Raw genomic sequence first — 20,310 nt, forward strand, 5'->3', positions numbered from 1 at the left:
GTCACCGCCAGTCGTCCACGGATACGGTCGTGCGGTAATGCGCGCCGTAGATCTGCCAGTAGCCGTTGGACTCGCCGCCGACCACGACGACGTTGATGTCCTCCTCACGGAAGATATGGATCAGGTCGTCCCGGCCCGCCTTCAGCTTGCCCGCCATCGGCTCCTCGCCGAAGGTGGCGCGCGGATAGACATAATTCTGGACGAGCTGCAGGTCCCAGTACCGGCCGGCCGGCATCTGCGCCGTTTCGTAGATGAAATCGAGCAGGTCCCGCTTCTTCACGAAGCCGCCGCGATCGATGAACTGGCGCGCGCAGATCGGGTCGAGCACCAGCACCGGCGCGGTGATCGCATCCGTGCCGAGCAGCATGTCGCGCACATGTTCGCGCCAGTATTCCCTGCGCAGCCCCAGGCTGAAGGTCGTGGAGCGGCAGCCGTGGAAAAGGCTCACCGTGCTCGCCTTCGCGTCGAAACCCTTCTGGACATGCAGCGGCTCCCAGGGGCTTCGCTCCTCGTTCTCCGCGAATGTCAGGTTGTTGTAGGTATAGCTGTTGCCGAGCGAACCCATGAAGGTCTCGCCCGGAACCGAGCCGCCCTGCAGGTTCTGCGAAAGAAGTCCGAAGGCGCGGCCGATCGTGGCGTTCGCATGGCTGTAGGGGCCGAGCGCGCCAACACCGCAGTTCATGCCGATTTCGCCGCGGATCGGCCCGTTGACGACCGCCATGGCGGCCGCCGAACTGGAGGTCGATCCGCGGGCGGTGACCTGCGCCGCCGCCAGCGCCAGGATCACCGGGAAATATTCCGGCCGAGCGCCGGCCATGACCGCGTTCACGGCGACCTTCTCGACCGTGTATTCCCACAGGCCGCGATTGGTCGTCGGCTGCATGTGGCCGACCACCTCGTCCGGCTTGCGGGAGGTACCGGCCAGCATGTCCGCCACCCGCGCGTCGGTCGGCAGGACGATCGGCAGCTTGTCGGTCCAGTTGTTGCTCAGGAAGAAGGCGTGGAGATTGTCCTCGGTGTCGGGCTCGACATGACGCGGCGTGCTGCGCTCGAACTGCCCGTCCTCGGCGCCGGCGGCAAGGCCGACGGTCAGCGCCTCGACGATCTCCCGCATCACCGGCCTGCCGTTGACCGGGTCGACGCCTTCCACATAGGCGCGCAGTTCCTCCGGCGTCCTGCCCATCACCGGCTGCGGCACGAAGACCAGCGGCTGCTGCGCCAGCCCGCCCATCCTGGCGACGGAGCGCACCACCTTGTCGAACTTGTCGGTGTGGATCGCGACGGTCGGAACCCCGTATCGGGTTTCCAGCGTGATCGCATGGGTGGTGACGGCCGGGGCGCAGGTGCTGCAATGGCCGACGCCGATGATCGCGGCATGGCCGTTCGCCTTTATCTCTTCCCAGAGCGCCGGGTCATCCTTGGCATAGGTGCTGGCGAGCTGCCGGATGCGCAATTCGACGGAGGGCATGTTGCGGGCAAACCAGGCCTCGACCTGCTTCAGCAGTTCGATGGAATCGTCGAAGCGGCTGTCGACGAGGTAGACGACCTTCCCGTCGAGGCTCGCGGGCCGGGCGGCCGGCTGCTTGCGGCTCACCTTCGGCGGATAACCCATCGGATTGTGGACGGTGACGAGCGGCTGACCGCTCTCCGGCTTGCCCTGCTGCAGCATTCCATCTCCTCCCCGAAATGACACTGCTCGTATGCAATCCATAGTCCACGCGTATACATCTGCCGTCAAGCCCTAAAATCAGGTTGGCTTATTTTGCTGCCTCCGCGGGCTCGAAAGTGCGGGCGAACTGGTCGCGCAGCATATTCTTCTGCACCTTGCCCATGGTGTTGCGCGGCAGTTCGGCCACGAAAGCCACTTTCTTCGGGCGTTTATAGGCGGCCAGCCGGCTGTCGAGCGCCTTGATGACGCCCTGCTCGGTCAGGTCCGCGCCGGGTTTCAGCACCACGGCGGCGATGATTCCCTCGCCGAAATCCGGATGCCTGACGCCGAAAACGGCACTTTCGTTGACGCCCGGCATGGCGTCGATCTCCATCTCGACCTCTTTCGGGTATACATTGTAGCCCCCGGTGATGATGAGGTCCTTGCCGCGGCCGACGATGTGCACATAGCCGTCTGCATCGATCTTGCCGAGGTCGCCGGTGATGAAGAATCCGTCCTTGCGGAATTCGGCGGCGGTCTTTTCCGGCATGCGCCAATACCCCTGGAACACGTTCGGGCCGCGCACCTCGATCATGCCGATCTCCTGGCCGCCCAGCACCGCGCCGGTTTCCGGATCGGCGATGCGAACCTCGACGCCCGGCAGCGGAAAACCCACCGTTCCGGCGATACGCCGGCCGTCATAGGGGTTCGACGTGTTCATGTTGGTCTCGGTCATGCCGTAGCGTTCCAGGATCGCGTGGCCGGTCCGCTCCTGCCATTCCCTGTGGGTCTCGGCCAGGAGCGGCGCAGAACCGGAAACGAACAGGCGCATGTGCGCCGTGCTTTCCCGGTCGAGGCCGGGATGCTGCAGGAGGCGGGTATAGAAGGTCGGCACGCCCATCAGGCATGTCGCCTGCGGCATCGCCTCCATGATCCTGTTCGGGTCGAATTTCGCCTGGAAGATCATCGAGGCGCGCGAGGCGAGCACCACGTTGGTCGCCACGAAAAGCCCGTGCGTGTGGAAGATCGGCAGGGCGTGGATCAGCACGTCCCGGTCCGTAAACCGCCAGTTTTCCACCAGCGAACGGGCGTTCGAAAGCAGGTTGTCGTGGGAAAGCATCGCCCCCTTGGAGCGCCCCGTCGTGCCGGATGTGTAGAGGATCGCGGCGATGTCGCCGCCGCCGCGCATCGAGGTTTCGACACGCGGCCGGGCGGCCGCGGCCGCATCGGCAAGCGTTCCCCCGCCAGCCGCGTCGAGCGTCAGCGCCCTGGCGCCGGCGGCGCTCGCGACGGGCTCCAGCGTCGCAAGCTTCGCCGGATCGCAGACGAAGATCGCCGGCTGGGCGTCGTTCAGGAAATATTCGATTTCCGCAGGCGTATAGGCGATGTTGAGCGGCAGATAGATGCCGCCGGCCTTCACCGTCGCAAGGTAGAGCGCCAGCGCCGCGACGGATTTCTCGGCCTGCACGGCGACACGGTCGCCCGGCTGGAGGCCGGCGTCGAGAAGGGCGCCGGCAAGCCGCGCGCACTGATCGGCGAAGCCGCGATAGCTCATGACGCCAACCGTTTCGTCCCGGAGCAGCGGCCGCTCCTCCTGCCCCGCCTCGCCCAGCAGCGCGTCGTAGAGATTGCCAGCCATCAAAACACCTCCTGCGATACCGGTTGGGCCAGTTTGCGCAGCGCCGGCATCGCCGCGATATGGCCGTTCTCGGCGTAAGCTTCATGATTCTTTTCGATTTCGCCGAGCCGGTAGCGATAATTGACCATCAGCCCGTAGGACTGGTGCATGCCCTTGGCCGAACGGTCGCCAAGGAAGTTCAGCCGCTCGACCTGCGCTCCGTTGCCCAGATGGAAGCGGGCCACGGGGTCCACCGGCCGCCCGTTCCCCCGCCGGACGTTCAGCAGGTAGTGCGCGCCGAGCGGCAGCATGGCGCGCCGGAGCCAGTCGAGCTCCTGCTCGCTGCGGGACGCCCAGTCGCCGTCCAGCCGGGCGACGAGCAGCTTCTTCTCCGCGGCGACCTCGTCGCTGTCCTCGACGCGGGTTTCGCCGCGCAGCCATGCGCCGAAAGCAGGAATGGGCGAAAGCGTCACGAAGTTCTCGAGCTTCGGCAGGTCGCGCTTCAGGTCGTTCACCACCTGCTTGATCAGGAAATTGCCGAGCGAGATGCCGGTCAGGCCGCGCTGGCAGTTGGAGATCGAATAGAAGACCGCCGTTGTCGCGTCCTTCGGGTCCATCGGCTCGCGATCCCGCGCCAGCAGAGCATCGACGGAGGAAGAAAGGTGGTCGGTCAGCGCCACTTCCACGAAGATCAGCGGCTCGTCCTCCAATTGCGGGTGGAAGAAGCCGAAGCAGCGGCGGTCGGGCGGGGCCAGCCGCCGGCGCAGGTCGTCCCAGCCGTCGATGTCGTGCACCGCCTCGTAACGGATCAGCGCTTCCAGGATATTGGCCGGCGTGCTCCAGTCGATCGATCGCAGCATCAGGAAACCCCGATTGAACCATGAGGAGAAGAGGTGGCAGAAATCGAGGTCGACCGGCTGCAGCGCCGGTTCCTTGCCGAGCATGTCCATCAGGTGCTCGCGCATCTCGACGAGCGTCGCCGTGCCGTGCCTGGCGAAGTTGATGCGACGGAAAAGCTCCTGCCGGCGCGGTTCGGCGGCCTCGTGCAGCCGTGCGATGGTTTTCGCGTCCGGCTCGGCCTGGTAGGCGGCGACCGCCTCCTCCAGGGCGCCCCGGTCGGGGCCGAACCGCTCCAGCAAGGCGCGCATGAAGGCTTCGCGCTCCGCGCCGCTCGCCTGCCGGTAGGCTTCGAGAAAGGCTTCCGCCAGGATCGCGCCGGAAACCTCGCCGCGCCGCGACAGGATCATCTCGGCAAGGCCCGTCAGGTCGCGGTTCTGCACCGGCTGCGAGGAAAACCCGAACAGCGCCTTGCCGCGACCGGACAATGACTGGATCAGCTCGCCGATCAACGGAGGAGCGTCCCACCACCCAAAAACTGGTTCCCTGCGGCTCATCTCTTCATCTCCTACCCGCTTGTTGCATACAACAGAAGAATGATCGTATGCAAGCCGCTCCACGCAGCCTCGAAGCGTGGAGTTATTCCATGGCGAGGATCATGTTGCGGACGACCGGATAGATTTCCGCTTCCCAGCGGCGCCCGCTGAAGACACCGTAATGGCCCACATTGGCCTGAAGATGATGACGTTTCAGGTGCGGCCGCAGCGAGCGACAGAGATCATGCGCCGCCGAGGTCTGGCCAAGCCCGCAGATATCGTCGCGCCCGCCCTCGACGGTCAGCAGCGCGGTGTTGCGGATCTGGCCCGGATCGACCTTGCGGCCATGATAGGTGAAATCGCCGGTCGCCAGTTCCGCCTTCTGGAAGACGCGGTCGATCGTCTCGATGTAGAATTCCGCGGTGAGATCGAGCACGGCGAAATACTCGTCGTAGAAGGTCTTGATCTTTTCGGCCTCGGCCGTCTCGCCCCGGGCAAGACAGCCGTAGAGCTTGCGATGGGATTCCAGGTGCCGCTCCATGTTCATGCTCATGAACGCGACGAGCTGCAGAAAGCCGGGATAGACACGCCGCCCCTGGCCCGGAAAGCCGAGCGGAACGCCGGAAAGCAATGAATCCTCGAACCAGGAGAGCGGTTTGGAAAGGGCGAGCTCGTTGACCGCGGTCGGGCTTTCGCGCGGGTCGATCGGCCCAGCCATCAGCGTCATGGTCCGCGGGGTCGCCGGGTGCCGGTCCTCCGACATCACCGCCACGGCGACGAGCGCCTGGACGCAGGGCTGGCAGACGGCGAGGATATGCCCGCCGGGGCCGATCTCCTCCAGAAAGCGGATGACGTAGTCCACATAGTCGTCGACGCCGAAGCGGCCGGCCGACAGCGACACGTCGCGGGCATTGGCCCAGTCGGTGATGTAGACGTCGTGATCGCGCAACAGCGTCTGCACGGTCCCGCGCAGCAGCGTCGAGAAATGCCCCGACAGCGGGGCGACCACCAGCAGGCGCGGACGCGGCGTATCGACGTCCGCCACGAAATGCAGGAGCTTGCCGAAGGGCAGGTCCAGCGCCGTTTCGACCGCGACCGGCACCGGCCGGTTGCCGATCGTCACCGACGATATCTCGAAATCCGGCCGCTCATGGGTCAGCCGGAAGCGGGAAACCATCTCCAGCGCGGCGGAAAGGGGACGCCCCATCTCGCTTCCCGCGTCCCAGAACAGGGCCGAAGTCAGCATCTGCAGGCGATGCGCGAAATCCCGCACCGGCGCCATGAGATCGTCCTGGAACTGATAAGCCTGATAGAACATGAGCATGAACCCGGCTCCCGCCCGGCCGCGAAATTGCGGCAGTGCAAAAATGCTAGTGCAATATCCGCTTCGATGCGAGAAGATTGTCGCCGCGACGTAAGATGGCCCGGCAAGGATTGTAGACCGATGGCGCAGGCGACACTGACGATTTCCTCGAAGAACTATTCCTCATGGTCGCTGCGCGGCTGGCTCCTGTGCCGCATGGCGGGGCTCGATTTCAGGGAAGTGCTGGTCGAGCTCGACGAGAACGCCCGCCAGGAGCTTCTGCTGCTCTCTCCCTCCGTCCTCGTGCCGCGGCTCACCCATGGCGACGTGACGGTGTGGGACACGCTGGCGATCGCCGAATATCTCGGCGAAACCTTCCCGAAGGCCGGCCTGTGGCCGGCAGATCCGGTCGCCCGCGCCCGCTGTCGCGCGGTGTCTGGGGAAATGCATTCAGGTTTCCACAACCTGCGCTCCGCCCTGCCGATGAACCTCAAGGCGCGGCACGAGCGTTTCAAGATCTTCTCCGGCGCGCGGCCGGATGTCGAGCGGGTGAAGACGATCTGGAGCGAATGCCTGGAGGCGAGCGGCGGACCCTGGCTGTTCGGCGCGGTTCCGACGGTCGCCGACGCCATGTACGCGCCGGTCTGCTCCCGGTTCCGCACCTATGCGGTGGAACTGGCGCCGAAGCTCGCGGCCTATTGCGACACCGTGCTCGCCTGGCCGCTGATGGCCGAATGGACCGAGGGCGCACTGGCCGAGCCGGACGAGATCGTCGAGCTGGAAGTCGAATTCTGACCGGCTCCGGGCAATCCCGGAACCGGATGTCCTGATGGTTCCGGGAGGCGGGCGGGCGCTCAGGCCGCCTGCTGGGCGGCGTCCAGCGGGATTTCCACGTCGATCTCCAGGATGGAGACGTTTTCGTCGCGGTCCATCTTCACCTGCACCTTCTCGCTGTCGACCTGGACGTGCTTGGCGATGACGGCGAGGATTTCCTCGCGCAGCACGGTGACCAGATCCGATCCGGCCGAGGCGCGCTCATGGGCGAGAAGCACCTGCAGACGCTCGCGCGCCATCGGCGCCGATCTCTGCTTGCGGAAGAGACTGAAAATGCTCATGCAGCTTTCCTTCCGAAAATCTTGCCGAAGATGCCCCGTTTCTCACCGGGAATCGTGATCGGCAGCACCTCGCCGGAAAGGCGGCGGGCGGCATCGAAATAGGCCATGGCGGGGGCGCTGCGCGCATCCGCCAGCGTGACCGGAGCGCCGATATTGGAGGCGCGCAGGACATCCATGCTCTCCGGGATGATGCCGATGAGCGGGATCGAGAGAATTTCCAGAACGTCGTCGACCTTGAGCATGTCGCCCCGTTCGGCGCGATTGGCGTCGTAGCGGGTCAGGAGCAGGTGCTTTTCCATGCGCTCGCCGCGTTCCGCCTTGAGGGTCTTGGCGTCGAGCAGGCCGATGATGCGGTCGGAATCGCGGACCGACGAGACTTCCGGATTGGTGACGACGACCGCCATGTCCGCATGGCGCATGGCCAGCGTCGCGCCGCGCTCGATCCCGGCCGGGCTGTCGCAGATGACCCAGTCGAAATAACGCGTCAGCTCGCCCATCACGCGCTCCACGCCTTCCGGCGTCAGCGCGTCCTTGTCGCGCGTCTGCGAGGCGGGCAGCAGGAACAGCGTCTCGAGCCGCTTGTCGCGGATCAGCGCCTGCGACAGCTTGGCCTCGCCCTGGATGACGTTGACGAGATCGTAGACCACCCGCCGTTCCGCGCCCATGACCAGATCGAGATTGCGCAGGCCGACGTCAAAATCGACGACCGCGACCTTCTCGCCCTTCTGGGCCAAGGCCGCTCCGAGTGCCGCGCTGGAGGTCGTCTTGCCAACCCCGCCCTTGCCCGACGTGACTACGATGACTTTCCCCATCTTTCTCTCCTGTTTCCCGGCCGATCTCCGGCTCAGATAAGTGTCTCTGCCATTATGGTGTCGCCTTCGAGCCAGAGCTGGACGGACTTTCCGCGAAGGCCCGGCGCCATGTCTTCCGCCATCTTGTAGATGCCGTCGATCGCAAGCAGTTCGGCTTCCAGCTTGCGGCAGAAAATGCGTGCGGACGCGTTCCCGACCGAACCCGCCATCGCCCGGCCGCGCAGCGTGCCGTAGATATGGACCGATCCGCCGGCGATGATCTCCGCGCCCGAGGCGACCGATCCGATGACCGTGACGTCGCCTTCCGGAAAGATGACCGATTGTCCCGACCGCACCGGCTCGCGGATGATGATGGACTGCAGCGCGGGGCGCGCCTCGGCCGCCGCAGCCTTGTCGTGGCTGTTGCGCAGCTCGATGACCGGCTCCTTGGCGACGGCTTCGTCGGAAACCGGCTTTCCGCCTTTCAGCGCCGGCGGCATGCCCTGGGCGAGGATCGACGGGCGCGCGCCCTCGATGCCCATGATGCTGACATTGCGCTGGGCAAATTCGGCGAGAAGCTCCTTCAGCTGCGCCCGGTCGATCGGCAGGTCGGTCACGTCGAGCACGACGGGACGTCCCAGGAAGAAACCGGCCGAACGGGAGGCCAGATCGTCGAGCCGGGCCAGCCAGTCATCGAAAGGAAGGTCCGGAGCCAACACAACCGCCAGGAAAGAGCGGCCCTTGATACGGATCGAGCGAGCGTCTGTTGTTAGCACTTTGGTCATCTACGTAAAGAAATCGTTGACCATGTCTATCGCCGCCATGGTTAACAAACGGTTAATCCGGCCCGCACGCAACCCCGATCCGGTTAGAATTTTTTAAGAGAATGGCTGCTGCGACCTCGGGCGAAATCGCGGGCCGGAAGGAAGCGCGGGCCGCCCTTCCCGGCCTCACCAGAAGAAGGGAACCAGCCTGAACCGGACCTTGTCGCAATAGGCCCTGTAACCGGGCAGTCCGTCGCGAAGATGCCGCTCCTCATCGAGCAGGCGCGCGACGAGGCCCGCCGTTATGGGGATGACCAGAAGCAGTCCCCAGACCGAGCCGAGCGCGAGCGGAACGCCCGCGAAAAGAGGAAGCACGGAAGCATACATCGGGTGCCGCACGATGCGGTACGGCCCTGTCGATATCACCCTCTGGTTTTCCTGCACGCCGACCGTCGCCGATGCAAACGAGTTTTCGCGAAAGACGAAAAAGCAGCCGATGAACCCGATGGCGATCAGCAGGTGGCCGAACATCAGCCAGAATGTGGGAAGGGACGAAAGCTGAAACCGGTGGTCCAGCGCGGAGCCGGCGAACAGCAGCAGGATGGCGGCGCTGTTGAACGCCTGGATGCGTTTCTGCGACGGCTTTTCCTCGGCGGCAGGTCCCACGGCAAGCCGATGCTCTACGAGCGAAGGATCGTGCCGCAGGAAATACCATGTGCTCCAGGCGCACCACGCGATGAAATGCGCCAGGAAGAGCCAGCCCTGCCAGTAGCCGATCGAGCCGGCGCAGAGGAACACCAATGCGCCCAGCACGATGGCGAAGATCGCCATCGATCGCGTCGCCCGGCTCCGCAATGACCTTTCCGGCATCCTCTCCCTCCTCGCTCGCCGCGAGAATGGCGGGACAATGCGGCATTTTTTGACGGCCCGGCGGCGGGCGTCAGGCCGTGCGGGCCAGGAACTCGCGGATCGCGGCGATCACCACGCCATTGGCTTCGGCGTGCACGGCGTGGTTGGCGCCCGGCACTTCCAGAAGCTCGCCCTTCGGGATGCGCTCCGCGATCAGCCGCGAATGGTTCGGCGGGCAGATCCAGTCCTCCGCACCGCAAACCACCAGCGTCGGCACCGGAATGTCCTTGAGGCGGTCGCGCAGGTCGTAGAGCCGCTCCTTGAAGAGCGCATTGTGGGTCTCGGCATGCAGATGCATGGTGCGCGTGCGCTCCAGCGCCGCGTCCGGATCGAAGTTCTCGTAATAGAGCGGCTGCAGGGCGAGCCAGATGAGGCGCAGCTCCGTGTCGTCCTTCACCTTGTCGGAGAACATCTTGTCGAGCATGGAGACCGAAGCGCTCGTCGCCTTGTGAAGGCGTTCCTTGAACACCACCATCGCGTCGTCCTCGTGGTGGTAGCTCGCCGCGGTGCCGCGCAGGATCAGGCGCGAGAGATTGTGCCCGTATTTGACCGCGTAGGTGAGCGCGATCATGCCGCCGAACGAGCCGCCTTCGAGAATGATCCTGCGGCCGCCGCACAGGTTCACGCGAAAGGCTTCCACGTCGTCGGCGAGCTGCTCGAACGTGTAGGGCGGCGTCAGGCTGGTCTCGCCGCAGCCCCGCTGGTCATAGGCGATCAGCCGGTATTTGTCCGACAGCGCCTTGTAGGCGTTGAATTCGCCGCGCCGGTCGCCGATGCCCCGCCCGCCATGCAGCGCGATGATGGTCTCCGCATCGGGATCGCCGACATCGTCGTATACGAAGGTGGCGTTGTTCAGGGTCACTGTCGGCATAGGATTTGTCCTTCGTCCATGAAAAGGCCTCCCGCGCATTCGATCGCGCGGGAGGCGCCGGGGTCAGTTTGCGGCCTTCATATCGAAGGCGCGGACCCAGTCGTCGCCGCGCGGGGTCCAGGCGATGCGCTTGGAAAGGCCGAACGTGGCGGGCTGGGTGTAGAGGAACAGCGCGGGCGCCTCGTCGCACATCACCTCGGTCGCCTTCTTGTAGGCGGCCTGACGCCTGGCCTTGTCCATGGTCGAGCGGCCTTCCTCGAGGGCCTTGCCGAAATCGGCATTGTCCCAGTAGGCGTACATGTTGCCGGGGGCGAACAGCGTCAGGAGACCGTCGGCATCGATCGTCGGCCATGCCTGGCTGAGCAGGCTGAGGCGGCCGAGATCCTTCGTCTTGAGGTACTTGTCCATATAGGCGCTGAACTGCATCTCGACGATCCTGGTCTTGACGCCGATTTCCTCAAGCTGGCTCGCCACGGCCTGGACGACTTCCTCGCCGTTGAGGTAGGTGCCGCTCGGAACCTCGAGCTCGATCGGTTCGGCCGGCGCGCCGCCGGCCTTTTCCAGCAGTTCGGCGGCCTTGTCGGGATCGTAGGGATAGGGTTTCAGATCCGGGTTGAAGCCGAAATAATCCTTCGACATCACCTCGCACCGGGCGATCGTGGCCTGATCGTTGAAGATCGCCTTGACGATGCCTTCCTTGTCGACGGCATAGTTCAGCGCCTGGCGGAAGACCTTGTTGTCGAGCGGCGGCTTCCTGGTGTTGAACTTGATGAAGACCGTGCGCGTGCTCGGCACGGCGCCCGCCTGGGCGCTGCCGCTGTCCTTGATGCGCTGGATCTCGGTGGTGGGGATCGAGTTCACGAAATCCACCTCGCCGGCCAGAAGCGCCGCGACGCGGCTCGCCGGTTCGGGGATCACCCGGATGACCACGCGGTCGAATTCCGGCCTGGCGCCCCAGTATTGCGGGTTGGCCTCGAGCGTGAAGCTCTCGCCCGGCTTGACCGAGGTCAGGACATAGGGACCTCCGGACGCGGTCTCGCTTGCCGGCTTGTGCCCGGCGGCCCATTTCGGCGGCAGCAGGAAGAACATCGAAAGCTGCTCGATCATGGCCGGATAAGGCGCGCTCGTCCTGATCTCCAGTTCGGTCGGGCTGATGACCTTCACATCCGAGATCAGGGCGAACCAGGCCTTGATGCGGGCATTGAGCGCCGGATCGCGGACGCGGTCGAAGTTCCATTTCACCGCTTCCGCATCGATCTTCTCGCCGTCGTTGAACGTGGCGTCGGGACGCAGCGTGAGGCGCCAGGTCAGGTCGTCGATGCTCTTCCATTCGGTTGCAAGCGCCGGCGCGACCTTCATGTCGGGGCCGCGCAGCACGAGCGAGGGATAGATGTGGCTGAGCAGGCTGAGATCCGTTCCCACCGAGGCCGTCATGTGCGGATCGAAAGTATTGATCGTGTTGGTGATGCCGATCGTCAGCGTCTTGCTCTGGGCCAGAGCGGTCGTCGACATCAGCGCACCGAGCGAAAAGGCGGCGACCGCCGCCGGTATCAGCATCCTATTCATGTTCCAGCTCCTTCTTGATCGATAAACGTTCATCTTGCTCAAAACCGCGAGATCACTTCGTCTCGACGGGCGTCGAATGGCCGAGCGTGTGCATCAACCGGTTGGCCCAGCCGAAGATCGCCGCCGAATGGATGAGGTCGACGATCTCCGCCTTCGACAGGCCATGGTCGCGCAGCGCCTGCACCTGCTCCCTCGTCACCTCGGACGGCGTCTGCGAAAGCGTCCGGCAGAAATCGACGATCGCCTGGATCTTCGGCTCGAACGGGCCGTCGAGCCCGTGCATGTAGATTTCCTCGACCACGTCGGAACGCTCGGAAAGCTCGATGTAGCGGCGTGCATGCACGGAGGCGCAATAGACGCAGCGGTTCACCGCCGACGCCACCAGCGCCCCCAGCTCGCGCCCCGCCCTGTCGAGCCCGCCCTTGGCGTACATGATGGCGTTGAACAGCTTCGTGCGCGCCACGTAGGATTCCGGATCGTGCGCCAGCGTCCGCACATAGGGGGAGACCTTCGTGTTGGAGGGCGTCACCTGCATGGCGGCGAGCTGTTCTTCCGTCGCCGCCGCGACGTCGACCGGCTCTATATAGGGAGCCCAGGAGAGTGCCTTGACCTTGAAACCCGACATGCTCATGCAACCTCGTTCAGGACGCGGAGGCCGACGATGACGCGGGCCTCGAAATTGACGAAAGCGATCAGCTCGGAAAGCGCGACGATCTGCGGGTTGGTGAGCCCCGCGGCCTCCAGGCGTCCGATATCCGCCCTCGTATTGTCGCGCGGCCTTTCCGTGACGAGGTCGACATGGCGGACGAGAGCCTGCGTGAAGGCGGTGGCATTCGCCGGCTGCGCGGCGGCGGAAGCGATGGCCGCCAGCGCATCGTCGCCGCCAGCCTCCTCCAGCAGGAGGTCATAGGCGCGCGCGAGGTCCTCGCGGCCGATGAACCGCGCCATGCGCGCGGCGAACGCGGCGCGCATGGCGTGGCCGATGCCGAAATCGTGGTTGGGCGCCAGCACCGTCTCGCGGCAGAGTTCGGCGCCTTCCACGAAGTCCGGCCGCTCGCGGCGGACCGTGTAGAGTTCGGAATCCGGCTTCAGGCCGGAGAGGATGTCGATCTGGTCCATGCTTCAGTCCCTGCGCTGCTGCCCGGCCTCCGGTCCGCGCCAGGGGCGGATCGAGATCAGGCAGGAATTGGGTGCGGTCGCCTGCGACAGATGCGAGGCGGGTGTGACGGTTGTGAGCGTATTGGGGTTGCCGCCGTGGTCGACGCCATCGGCATCGGGCCGGAACCAGCCGCCCGCCGGCAAGATCGCCACGCCCGGCATCAGGCCATCCTCCACGGTCAGCGCCGCGATCGCGCGGCCGCGTTCATTGTAGAGTTCGCAGAGATCGCCCTCGCGCACGCCGAGCCCTTCGGCATCGGCCGCGCTGAGGGCGAACCGCTCGTAGCCGCGCAGCTTGGCCTTCTGGCTGGCCGGCCCATATTCGAGCTGTCCATGCAGCCGGTGCGCGGGCTGGGGCGAGAGAAGGTGGAACCGGTGCCGCGACGCGAGCGGCGCGCCGAGCCATTCCTCCGGCGCGTTCCAGGCGGGATGCGCGCCGATGTCGGGATAACCGAAGCCGGCGATCGTGCCGGACGCGATCTCGATCCGGCCGCTCGCGGTCGCAAGCGGCGCCGCCTTCGGGTCCGCGGCGAAGCGGCGGAAATGGTCTGCGGGCGCCGCCGCCCCCTCGTCCTCGTCCAGTCCGGCAAAGCCCCGCAGACGGAAAGCCTGGAAATCCGGCAGCTCGGGATAACGGTCGCGGTATCCCTCGTAGATGCGGGCCAGCCATTCGTCGATGCCGAGGTTCTCGTCGAATGCTTCCAGCAGCCCGAGCTTGCGGGCGATGAGGCGGTAGGCCTCGTGATCGGTGAGGACGCCGGCGGGCGGGTCCATGACGCGGCGGCTGTAGACCAGCCAGTTGTCGCGCGAGGAAGCGGCAACGTCGTCGCGTTCGAACGGGAAGGCGGACGGCAGGACGATGTCCGCCATCCGCGCCATCGCCGTCCACATGTTCTCGCTGACAATCACCGTTTCCGGCCGCCGGAAGGCCTCAGCCAGCCGGTTGAGGTCCTGATGGTGATGGAACGGATTTCCGCCGGCCCACCAGACGAGCCGGATATCGGGAAGTTCGAGCGTCCGGCCGTCGTAGTCGATGCGGCCGCCGGGATTTTCCAGAAGTTCGGTGATGCGCGCGACCGGAATGAACTGCCGGACAGGGTTGACGCCCTGCTCGAAGGCCGGGCCTTTCAGCCGCCGCACCGACTGTCCGACCGAGTTGACAGCTGTCAACCCGAAGGCAAAACCGCAGCCCCGCTCCCCCACATGGCCCGCCATGGAGGCGAGCGTCACCGCCGCCCAGAACGGCTGTTCGCCGAAGCGGGCCCGCTGCAGCGACCAGGCGACATTGACGAGACTGCGCTGGTCATGCAGTTCCTCGGCGATCTCCGCGATCGTCCCGGCCGGCACGCCGGAAATCCTCGAAGCCCATTCGGCGTCCTTGGCGATGCCGTCCGCCTCGCCGATGAGATAGCTTTCGAAGTCGGCGAAGCCGACCGTGCAGCGCCTGAGGAAATCGCAATCGAACAGGCCCTCGGTCAAAAGCGTATGGCACATCGCTATCATGACCGCGGCATCGGTATTCGGCCGCAGCGGAACATGGCGGACATTGGCCCCGGCCGGCGCGTCGTTCGCCGCCGGGCTGAACACGACGATCCTGACGCCCTTTTCCTGGGAGCGGCGCAGCCATTCCACCGCACGGTGGCGGCCCGTCCCCCCGGCCTCGACCTGCGAATTGGTCAGCCGGAAACCGCCGAAACCGACGATGAGCTCGCAGTTCTCCGCGATATCGCTCCAGGACGGCGAGGTGTCGCAGGCATCCTTGTAGCCCGGCCCGAGGATATGCGGCAGGAGCACGCCGGCCGCTCCGTAGGAATAGGTGTTCACCGAGGAGGTGAAACCGCCGGCCAGATTGAGAAGGCGCTTCAGCTGGCTTTGCGCGTGATGGAAGCGGCCCGCGCTCGCCCAGCCGTAGGAGCCGCCGAAAATCGCCTGGTTGCCATGCGCCGAGCGGACACGCTGCAGTTCCTCCGCGATCAGGCCTGCCGCCCGGTCCCAGTCCACCTCGACGAAGTCCTCCCGGCCGCGCGATGCGCCGGTGCCGCCAAGCGGCCCCTTTTCCAGCCACGACCGCCGCACCATCGGGGCGCGGAGCCGCTCCGGGTGATCGGCAAGATCGAGATAGCCCAGCCCGATCCCGGAGGGATCTGGATCGTGGCGGAACGGCAGGAGCAACGGTTTCCCGCTCGCGTCCGCGCCGACCTCGTAGGTTCCGAAATGGGTGGCGAACAGATGCATGTTTCCTAGCCCTCCAGAACGAAATGCCGGTCCCCGACGGGCCGCAGCACGGCCTCCTCGGGCGGCAGGTTGGCGGCGACGTCGAAGGAAAGCGGACGGCGGTTCCGTTCGACGTCGGGATCGGGAACCGGGATCGCCGACAGGAGCGCCCTGGTGTAGGAGTGCTGCGGGGTCTCGAAGATCGCCTCGCAGGGACCGATCTCCACGATGCGCCCGCGCAGCATGACCGCGACCCGGTGGCAGAGATAGCGGATCATCGACAGGTCATGGGCGATGAAGAGATAGGCAAGGCCAAGCTCGTCCTGCAGGTCCTGGAACAGGTTGACGATCTGCGCCTGGATCGAGACATCGAGCGCGGTGATCGGCTCGTCCGCCACGATGAAGGCCGGATTGAGGGCGATCGCCCGGGCGATGCTGACGCGCTGGCGCTGCCCGCCGGAAAACTCGTGCGGGTAGCGCTTCATGAAGGCCGGGTCGAGGCCGACCTTCGAAAAGAGCGAGGCGACCCGCTCCTGCCGTTCCGACCGCGCGCCGGCCAGCCCGTGGACGTCCAGCGGCTCGGCCACGAACTCGCCCACCGTCATGCGCGGGTTGAGCGAGGCGTAGGGGTCCTGGAAGATGATCTGCATGTCCCTCCGGTAGGGCTTCAGCAGGGTCTTCGAGAGACCGGTGATGTTCTCGCCCTTGTAGAGGATGTCGCCGCCGGTCGGTGCCTCCAGTTGCAGGAGGACGCGGCCGGTCGTGCTCTTGCCGGACCCGGATTCGCCCACGAGCCCGAGCGTTTCGCCGGCCGCGATATCGAAGCTCACGTCGTTGACGGCCTTCAGCAACGGCGTTTGCCCGCCGATCAGGTGGCGCTCGCCGCCGTAGTGCTTGCTCAGGCGGCTGACCGAAACCAGCGGCCCGGCATCCGCCGGCATGGACGGGATGTCGTTCATCGCTGCCCCTCCGTGCGTGCGAGTTCGGCGCGCAGGTCGTACCAGGCGGCGACCTTGTGGCCCGCAACGCTGTCTGCGGCGTCGAGAAGCGGCGGGATCTCGACGCGGCAGCGTTCGGTCGCGAAAGGATTGCGCGGCGCGAAGGGATCGCCGACCGGCTCCTTGCTGAGGTCGGGCGGATTGCCGGGTATCTGGTAGAGCCGGTTGACGCCCCGCCGGCTGCCATGCGGCAGGGATTTCAGAAGCCCCCAAGTATAGGCGCTGCGCGGATCGTGGAAAACGGCGCGCACCGGGCCGCGTTCCATGATGCGCCCGCCATACATGACCTGCACCGTATCCGCGATGCCGGCGACCACGCCCATGTCATGGGTGATCCAGATCACCGTGGTCCCGATCTTCCGTTTCAGGTCGCGCACCAGGTCGAGGATCTGCGCCTGGACCGTGACGTCGAGCGCCGTCGTCGCCTCGTCGGCGATGAGCAGTTTCGGATTGCAGGAAATGCCGATCGCGATCATCACCCGCTGGCGCATGCCGCCCGAGAATTCGTGCGGATACTGCCGCGCGCGGCGGGCCGCGTCGGGAATGCCGACCAGTTCGAGAAGCTCGACGACCCGGCTGCGGGCCTCGCCGGCCGACATGCCGAAATGGCGGCGCAGCGGTTCGGCGATCTGCCGCTCGATCGTCAGCACCGGGTTGAGCGAGGTCATCGGGTCCTGGAAGACGAAGCCTATTTCCTTGCCGCGCAGGTCGAAGAGCTCGCGCGGCGAGAGCGCCAGCAGGTTGCGGCCGTTGAAGATCACCTCGCCGCCGACGATCCGGCCGGGCGGCGTGGCGATCAGCCCGACCATGGAAAGGGCGTGCACGCTCTTGCCCGACCCGGATTCACCGACGATGCCGAGCGTCTCGCCCTCCTCAAGGCTGTAGGAGACGTCGTTGACGGCATGCACCGTGCCGGACGGCGTATCGAACGCGACTGTGAGATTGCGGACCTCGAGCAGCGGAGCCATCGGACGCTCAGACCTCCAGATAGCCGCCGGCCGAGCGGGTCAGATATTCGCGGCCCGTTTCGGTGATGAGCACGGTGTCGGAAATCTGCGTGGCGCAGACGCCCGGCACGCGCAGGTTCGGCTCGAAGGTGAAGATCATGCCCGGCTCCAGCACCAGCGGCGATGCCGCGTCGAGCGACGAATGCTCGTGGGCGCCGAGCCCGATGCCGTGGCCGATGCGCCCGGGGACGTTGGCGCCGTAACCCCGCGCCTTCAGCCCTTCGCGGGTCCTCTCGAACAGTTCCCGGTAAGGCGTGCCCGGCCTGATGATCGCGTCGACCTCCGCGCGGATTTCGAGGATGGCGTCGAGCGCCCGCCTGTTGGCCTCCGGCAGCGGCCCCATGGCGACCGTCCGCTCGTTCTCGGCGTGAATGCCGTTCGCGATCGTCCAGATCAAGACCGACACCGCCTCGCCGCGCTGCGGCTTGCGGGTCGTCGGGTTGTCGCAATTGTAGAACATGCGCGGACCGGACAACACCCAGGTCGCCATGCCGTTCTGCACCCCGCCTTCGAGCGAGCCAAAGTCCGCAACCTCGACGTCCGGATATTCGGACGCCCAGAGCTTGTTCATCCCGTGCATCGAGGCGACGCAGACTTCGCGTTCGTTACCGCCGGCGGCAAGCGCGGCGATCGCGGTCTCCATGCCGAGATCGGCGATGCGCGCCGCAATCCGGGCGTGCGCGATCTCGTCCGGGTCCTTGATCAGCCGGCAATGGTCGATGAGATGGCTGACATCGGCGAATTTCGCGTCCGGCAGCGCCTTGCGGAGCTGGTTGAGCCTCTGGATCGAGACGAATTCCTCCTCGATGCCGACGGTCTTTCCGGCGACGCCGAGATCGCCGAGGATCGAGGCGAGCGCATCCTGCCAGTTGGGTCCCATCGTGACCTTGGTGGACCATGCGCCGTAAAGGCGGATATCCGGCACCCAGGCGCTTGCCCGGCCGTGGTCGTCGCGCAGCGCATGCACGAGCATGATCGGGTCGTGATCCCGGGTGAGGATCGCGATGACCGGATGCGAATAGATGATCGGGTTGAAGCCGGTGAAATAGAAGCTGTTCTCCGGCTTGAAGGATACGATCACGTCGATGTCCTGCCTGGCCATGCCGGCCTTCAGGCGTCCGACGCGCGGCGGAAGGGCGGAGGGAGAGATCTGGTTCATCGCATGGTCCTCAATTTCGGATCGAAGTAGTCGCGCAGCCAGTCGCCGAGAAGGTTGACGCTGAGCACGGTGAGAAGGATGGCGATCCCGGGGAAGGTGACGATCCACCAGGCCGTCGAGATGTAGACCCGCCCGTCGGCGAGCATGCGGCCCCAGCTCGGATTGGGCGGCTGCACGCCGAGCCCGAGGAAGGAAAGGGCAGCATCCATGATGATGATGCGGGCAAGCTCCAGCGTGGCGATGACGAGCGCCGGCGTCATGACGTTCGGCAGGAGATGTTTGATCATGATGCGCCAGGTGCCGGCCCCGATCGCATGCGCCGAGAGGATGAATTCCCGCTCCCGAAGCGCCAGGACCTGACCGCGGATGATGCGGGCGTAGCGCAGCCAGCTCGTCAGCGCGAGCACGACGATCAGGTTGCGGGTCGACGGCCCGAGGGCGGCCACCACCAGCAGCGCCAGCAGCATCAGGGGCAGCGCGAGCTGGATATCGACGATGCGCATCAGGACGCGGTCGACGATGCCGCGGTAATAGCCGGCGACGATGCCGAGAAGCGTTCCGACGATGCCGCCGAGGACGACGGCGGCCGTGGCGATCGTCAGCGTCACCCGGCTGCCGTGGACGATGCGCGAGAGGATGTCGCGGCCGAGCTCGTCCGTTCCGAGCGGGTGGGCGCCCGGCGAGAAGAGGCCCGTCCAGGTGGGCGCGGCCATGCGGGCGACGAGATTCGAGCGCGTCGGCGCCGGCAGGCCGAGATAGGGCGCCAGCAGAGCGGCCAGCATGAAGAGGACGACGAGAATGAAACCGAACAATCCGGCGCGGCTTTTCAGGAGGGCGAGAAAGAAGGACTTCATGGGGCCGCTCCTATCGCCGACGGATGCGCGGATCGAGCACGCCGTAAAGCAGGTCGACAGCCAGGTTGATGAGGATGAAAATGGCGGCGACCAGCGCGACCCCGGCCTGGATGACCGGAAAGTCCTGCGCCTGGATCGCCTGCATGATGATGCGGCCGACGCCCGGCCAGGCGAACACCGTCTCGATGACCACCGAGCCGCCGAGGAGTTCGCCGGCGATGATGCCGATCATCGTAACGACCGGGATCAGCGCGTTGCGGGCGATATGCCAGAAGAAGACCGTGCGCGGCATCAGCCCCTTGGCGCGCGCGGTGCGCACATAGTCCTCGCGCATGATGTCGAGCAGCGAGGACCGCAGAAGCCGCGCGATGGAGGCGGAGACGAAGACCGCCAGCGTCAGCCCCGGCAGCACCAGATGGGCGGGCGTTCCCGAGCCGCCGGTGGGCAGCCAGCCGAGATCGACGGAGAACACCAGGATCAGCATGATGCCGAGCCAGAAGACCGGCGTCGCCTGCCCGAGCAGCGCGGCGATCATGACGATGAATTCCGAGACCGTGCCGCGTTTCAGGGCGGCGACCGCGCCCGCCGCCGCGCCGATCAGCGTGCCGAACAGCAGCGCGGTGCCCGCCAGCATGGCGGTGGCCGGCATGCGTTCGAGCACCACGTCCATCGCCGGCCGCGTGTGCTGGAACGACGTGCCGAAATCGCCGCGCAGCATCGCCAGCATGGAGATCGCATATTGCTCCAGGATCGGCCGGTCGAGACCGAGCGAGACCCTTAGGGAATCCAGTTCCTGCTGGTTGGCGCCGACCGGCAGCAGCAGCACCGCCGGATCGCCGAGGACGCGGCTCACGAAGAAGACGATCGTGATCACGCCCCAGATCGCAAGCAGGGACTCCGCCAGCTTGATGAGAAGGTAGCGGGTCACGGCCGATGCTCTCCATGTGCCAAGGCGTTTCCCG

19 protein-coding genes are annotated in these 20,310 nt (G+C 65.8%); 1 reads left to right on the top strand and 18 read right to left on the bottom strand.

The features are described 5' to 3' along the window. Position 1 precedes the first annotated feature (1 nt). From ACFFP0_RS07200 to ACFFP0_RS07215, 4 genes are all read right to left on the bottom strand, one after another. Complete coding sequence (locus tag ACFFP0_RS07200) at positions 2-1,669, bottom strand: UGSC family (seleno)protein (protein WP_377258178.1); 1,668 nt, start codon at positions 1,667-1,669, stop codon at positions 2-4. Positions 1,670-1,757: 88 nt separating this feature from the next. After that, on the bottom strand, positions 1,758-3,287 hold the full coding sequence (locus tag ACFFP0_RS07205) for a malonate--CoA ligase (protein WP_377258181.1): 1,530 nt from the start codon (positions 3,285-3,287) through the stop codon (positions 1,758-1,760). Next, positions 3,287-4,660: a malonyl-CoA decarboxylase gene (locus ACFFP0_RS07210; protein WP_377258184.1), complete on the bottom strand. Its 1,374-nt coding sequence runs from the start codon at positions 4,658-4,660 to the stop codon at positions 3,287-3,289. Before ACFFP0_RS07210 ends, ACFFP0_RS07205 begins: the two co-directional genes overlap by 1 nt. A gap of 82 nt (positions 4,661-4,742) precedes the next feature. Then, a complete protein-coding gene (locus ACFFP0_RS07215; RefSeq protein WP_377258769.1) occupies positions 4,743-5,957 on the bottom strand; it encodes a polyhydroxyalkanoate depolymerase in 1,215 nt (404 codons plus the stop codon). Between the two features lie 126 nt (positions 5,958-6,083). Between ACFFP0_RS07215 and ACFFP0_RS07220 the strand changes: the two genes are divergently transcribed. Further along, positions 6,084-6,737, top strand: a complete 654-nt coding sequence (locus ACFFP0_RS07220; protein ID WP_377258187.1) for a glutathione S-transferase — start codon at positions 6,084-6,086, stop codon at positions 6,735-6,737. Between the two features lie 59 nt (positions 6,738-6,796). Here ACFFP0_RS07220 and minE read toward each other — a convergent pair whose 3' ends face one another. The 14 genes from minE to ACFFP0_RS07290 all read right to left on the bottom strand — a co-directional run bounded on the left by minE (position 6,797) and on the right by ACFFP0_RS07290 (position 20,276). Further along, a complete protein-coding gene (gene minE, locus ACFFP0_RS07225; protein ID WP_377258190.1) occupies positions 6,797-7,057 on the bottom strand; it encodes a cell division topological specificity factor MinE in 261 nt (86 codons plus the stop codon). Next, positions 7,054-7,869 (bottom strand): septum site-determining protein MinD, encoded by an 816-nt coding sequence (minD, locus tag ACFFP0_RS07230; RefSeq protein ID WP_377258193.1) that lies wholly within the window; start codon positions 7,867-7,869, stop codon positions 7,054-7,056. Before minD ends, minE begins: the two co-directional genes overlap by 4 nt. 32 nt (positions 7,870-7,901) lie before the next feature. Beyond that, positions 7,902-8,633, bottom strand: coding sequence for a septum site-determining protein MinC (minC, locus tag ACFFP0_RS07235; RefSeq protein WP_377258196.1), 732 nt, complete (start codon positions 8,631-8,633; stop codon positions 7,902-7,904). A 165-nt stretch (positions 8,634-8,798) separates the two neighbouring features. After that, positions 8,799-9,482, bottom strand: coding sequence for a methyltransferase family protein (locus tag ACFFP0_RS07240; RefSeq protein WP_377258198.1), 684 nt, complete (start codon positions 9,480-9,482; stop codon positions 8,799-8,801). A gap of 70 nt (positions 9,483-9,552) precedes the next feature. Continuing rightward, on the bottom strand, positions 9,553-10,392 hold the full coding sequence (locus ACFFP0_RS07245; RefSeq protein ID WP_377258201.1) for an alpha/beta fold hydrolase: 840 nt from the start codon (positions 10,390-10,392) through the stop codon (positions 9,553-9,555). Between the two features lie 63 nt (positions 10,393-10,455). After that, positions 10,456-11,958 carry an ABC transporter substrate-binding protein gene (locus ACFFP0_RS07250; RefSeq protein WP_377258204.1) on the bottom strand — a complete coding sequence of 501 codons (1,503 nt, stop codon included), beginning with the start codon at positions 11,956-11,958 and terminating at the stop codon, positions 10,456-10,458. Positions 11,959-12,010: 52 nt separating this feature from the next. Beyond that, a complete protein-coding gene (locus tag ACFFP0_RS07255; RefSeq protein WP_377258207.1) occupies positions 12,011-12,589 on the bottom strand; it encodes a peroxidase-related enzyme in 579 nt (192 codons plus the stop codon). Next, positions 12,586-13,077, bottom strand: a complete 492-nt coding sequence (locus ACFFP0_RS07260) for a CMD domain-containing protein (RefSeq protein ID WP_377258210.1) — start codon at positions 13,075-13,077, stop codon at positions 12,586-12,588. Before ACFFP0_RS07260 ends, ACFFP0_RS07255 begins: the two co-directional genes overlap by 4 nt. Positions 13,078-13,080: 3 nt before the next feature. Then, positions 13,081-15,351, bottom strand: a complete 2,271-nt coding sequence (locus ACFFP0_RS07265; protein ID WP_377258214.1) for a molybdopterin-dependent oxidoreductase — start codon at positions 15,349-15,351, stop codon at positions 13,081-13,083. 5 nt (positions 15,352-15,356) lie between these two features. Then, a complete protein-coding gene (locus ACFFP0_RS07270) occupies positions 15,357-16,289 on the bottom strand; it encodes an ABC transporter ATP-binding protein (protein WP_377258217.1) in 933 nt (310 codons plus the stop codon). Further along, a complete protein-coding gene (locus ACFFP0_RS07275) occupies positions 16,286-17,296 on the bottom strand; it encodes an ABC transporter ATP-binding protein (RefSeq protein ID WP_377258220.1) in 1,011 nt (336 codons plus the stop codon). Before ACFFP0_RS07275 ends, ACFFP0_RS07270 begins: the two co-directional genes overlap by 4 nt. A gap of 7 nt (positions 17,297-17,303) precedes the next feature. Further along, positions 17,304-18,494 carry a M24 family metallopeptidase gene (locus ACFFP0_RS07280; protein ID WP_377258223.1) on the bottom strand — a complete coding sequence of 397 codons (1,191 nt, stop codon included), beginning with the start codon at positions 18,492-18,494 and terminating at the stop codon, positions 17,304-17,306. After that, complete coding sequence (locus ACFFP0_RS07285; protein WP_377258226.1) at positions 18,491-19,348, bottom strand: ABC transporter permease; 858 nt, start codon at positions 19,346-19,348, stop codon at positions 18,491-18,493. The genes ACFFP0_RS07280 and ACFFP0_RS07285 overlap by 4 nt, the downstream gene beginning before the upstream one ends. A 10-nt stretch (positions 19,349-19,358) precedes the next feature. Further along, complete coding sequence (locus ACFFP0_RS07290) at positions 19,359-20,276, bottom strand: ABC transporter permease (RefSeq protein ID WP_377258229.1); 918 nt, start codon at positions 20,274-20,276, stop codon at positions 19,359-19,361. Between the last annotated feature and the right edge of the window lie 34 nt (positions 20,277-20,310).

It is taken from the genome of Neorhizobium puerariae (genome assembly GCF_042429745.1).
GTDB lineage: Bacteria > Pseudomonadota > Alphaproteobacteria > Rhizobiales > Rhizobiaceae > Neorhizobium > Neorhizobium puerariae.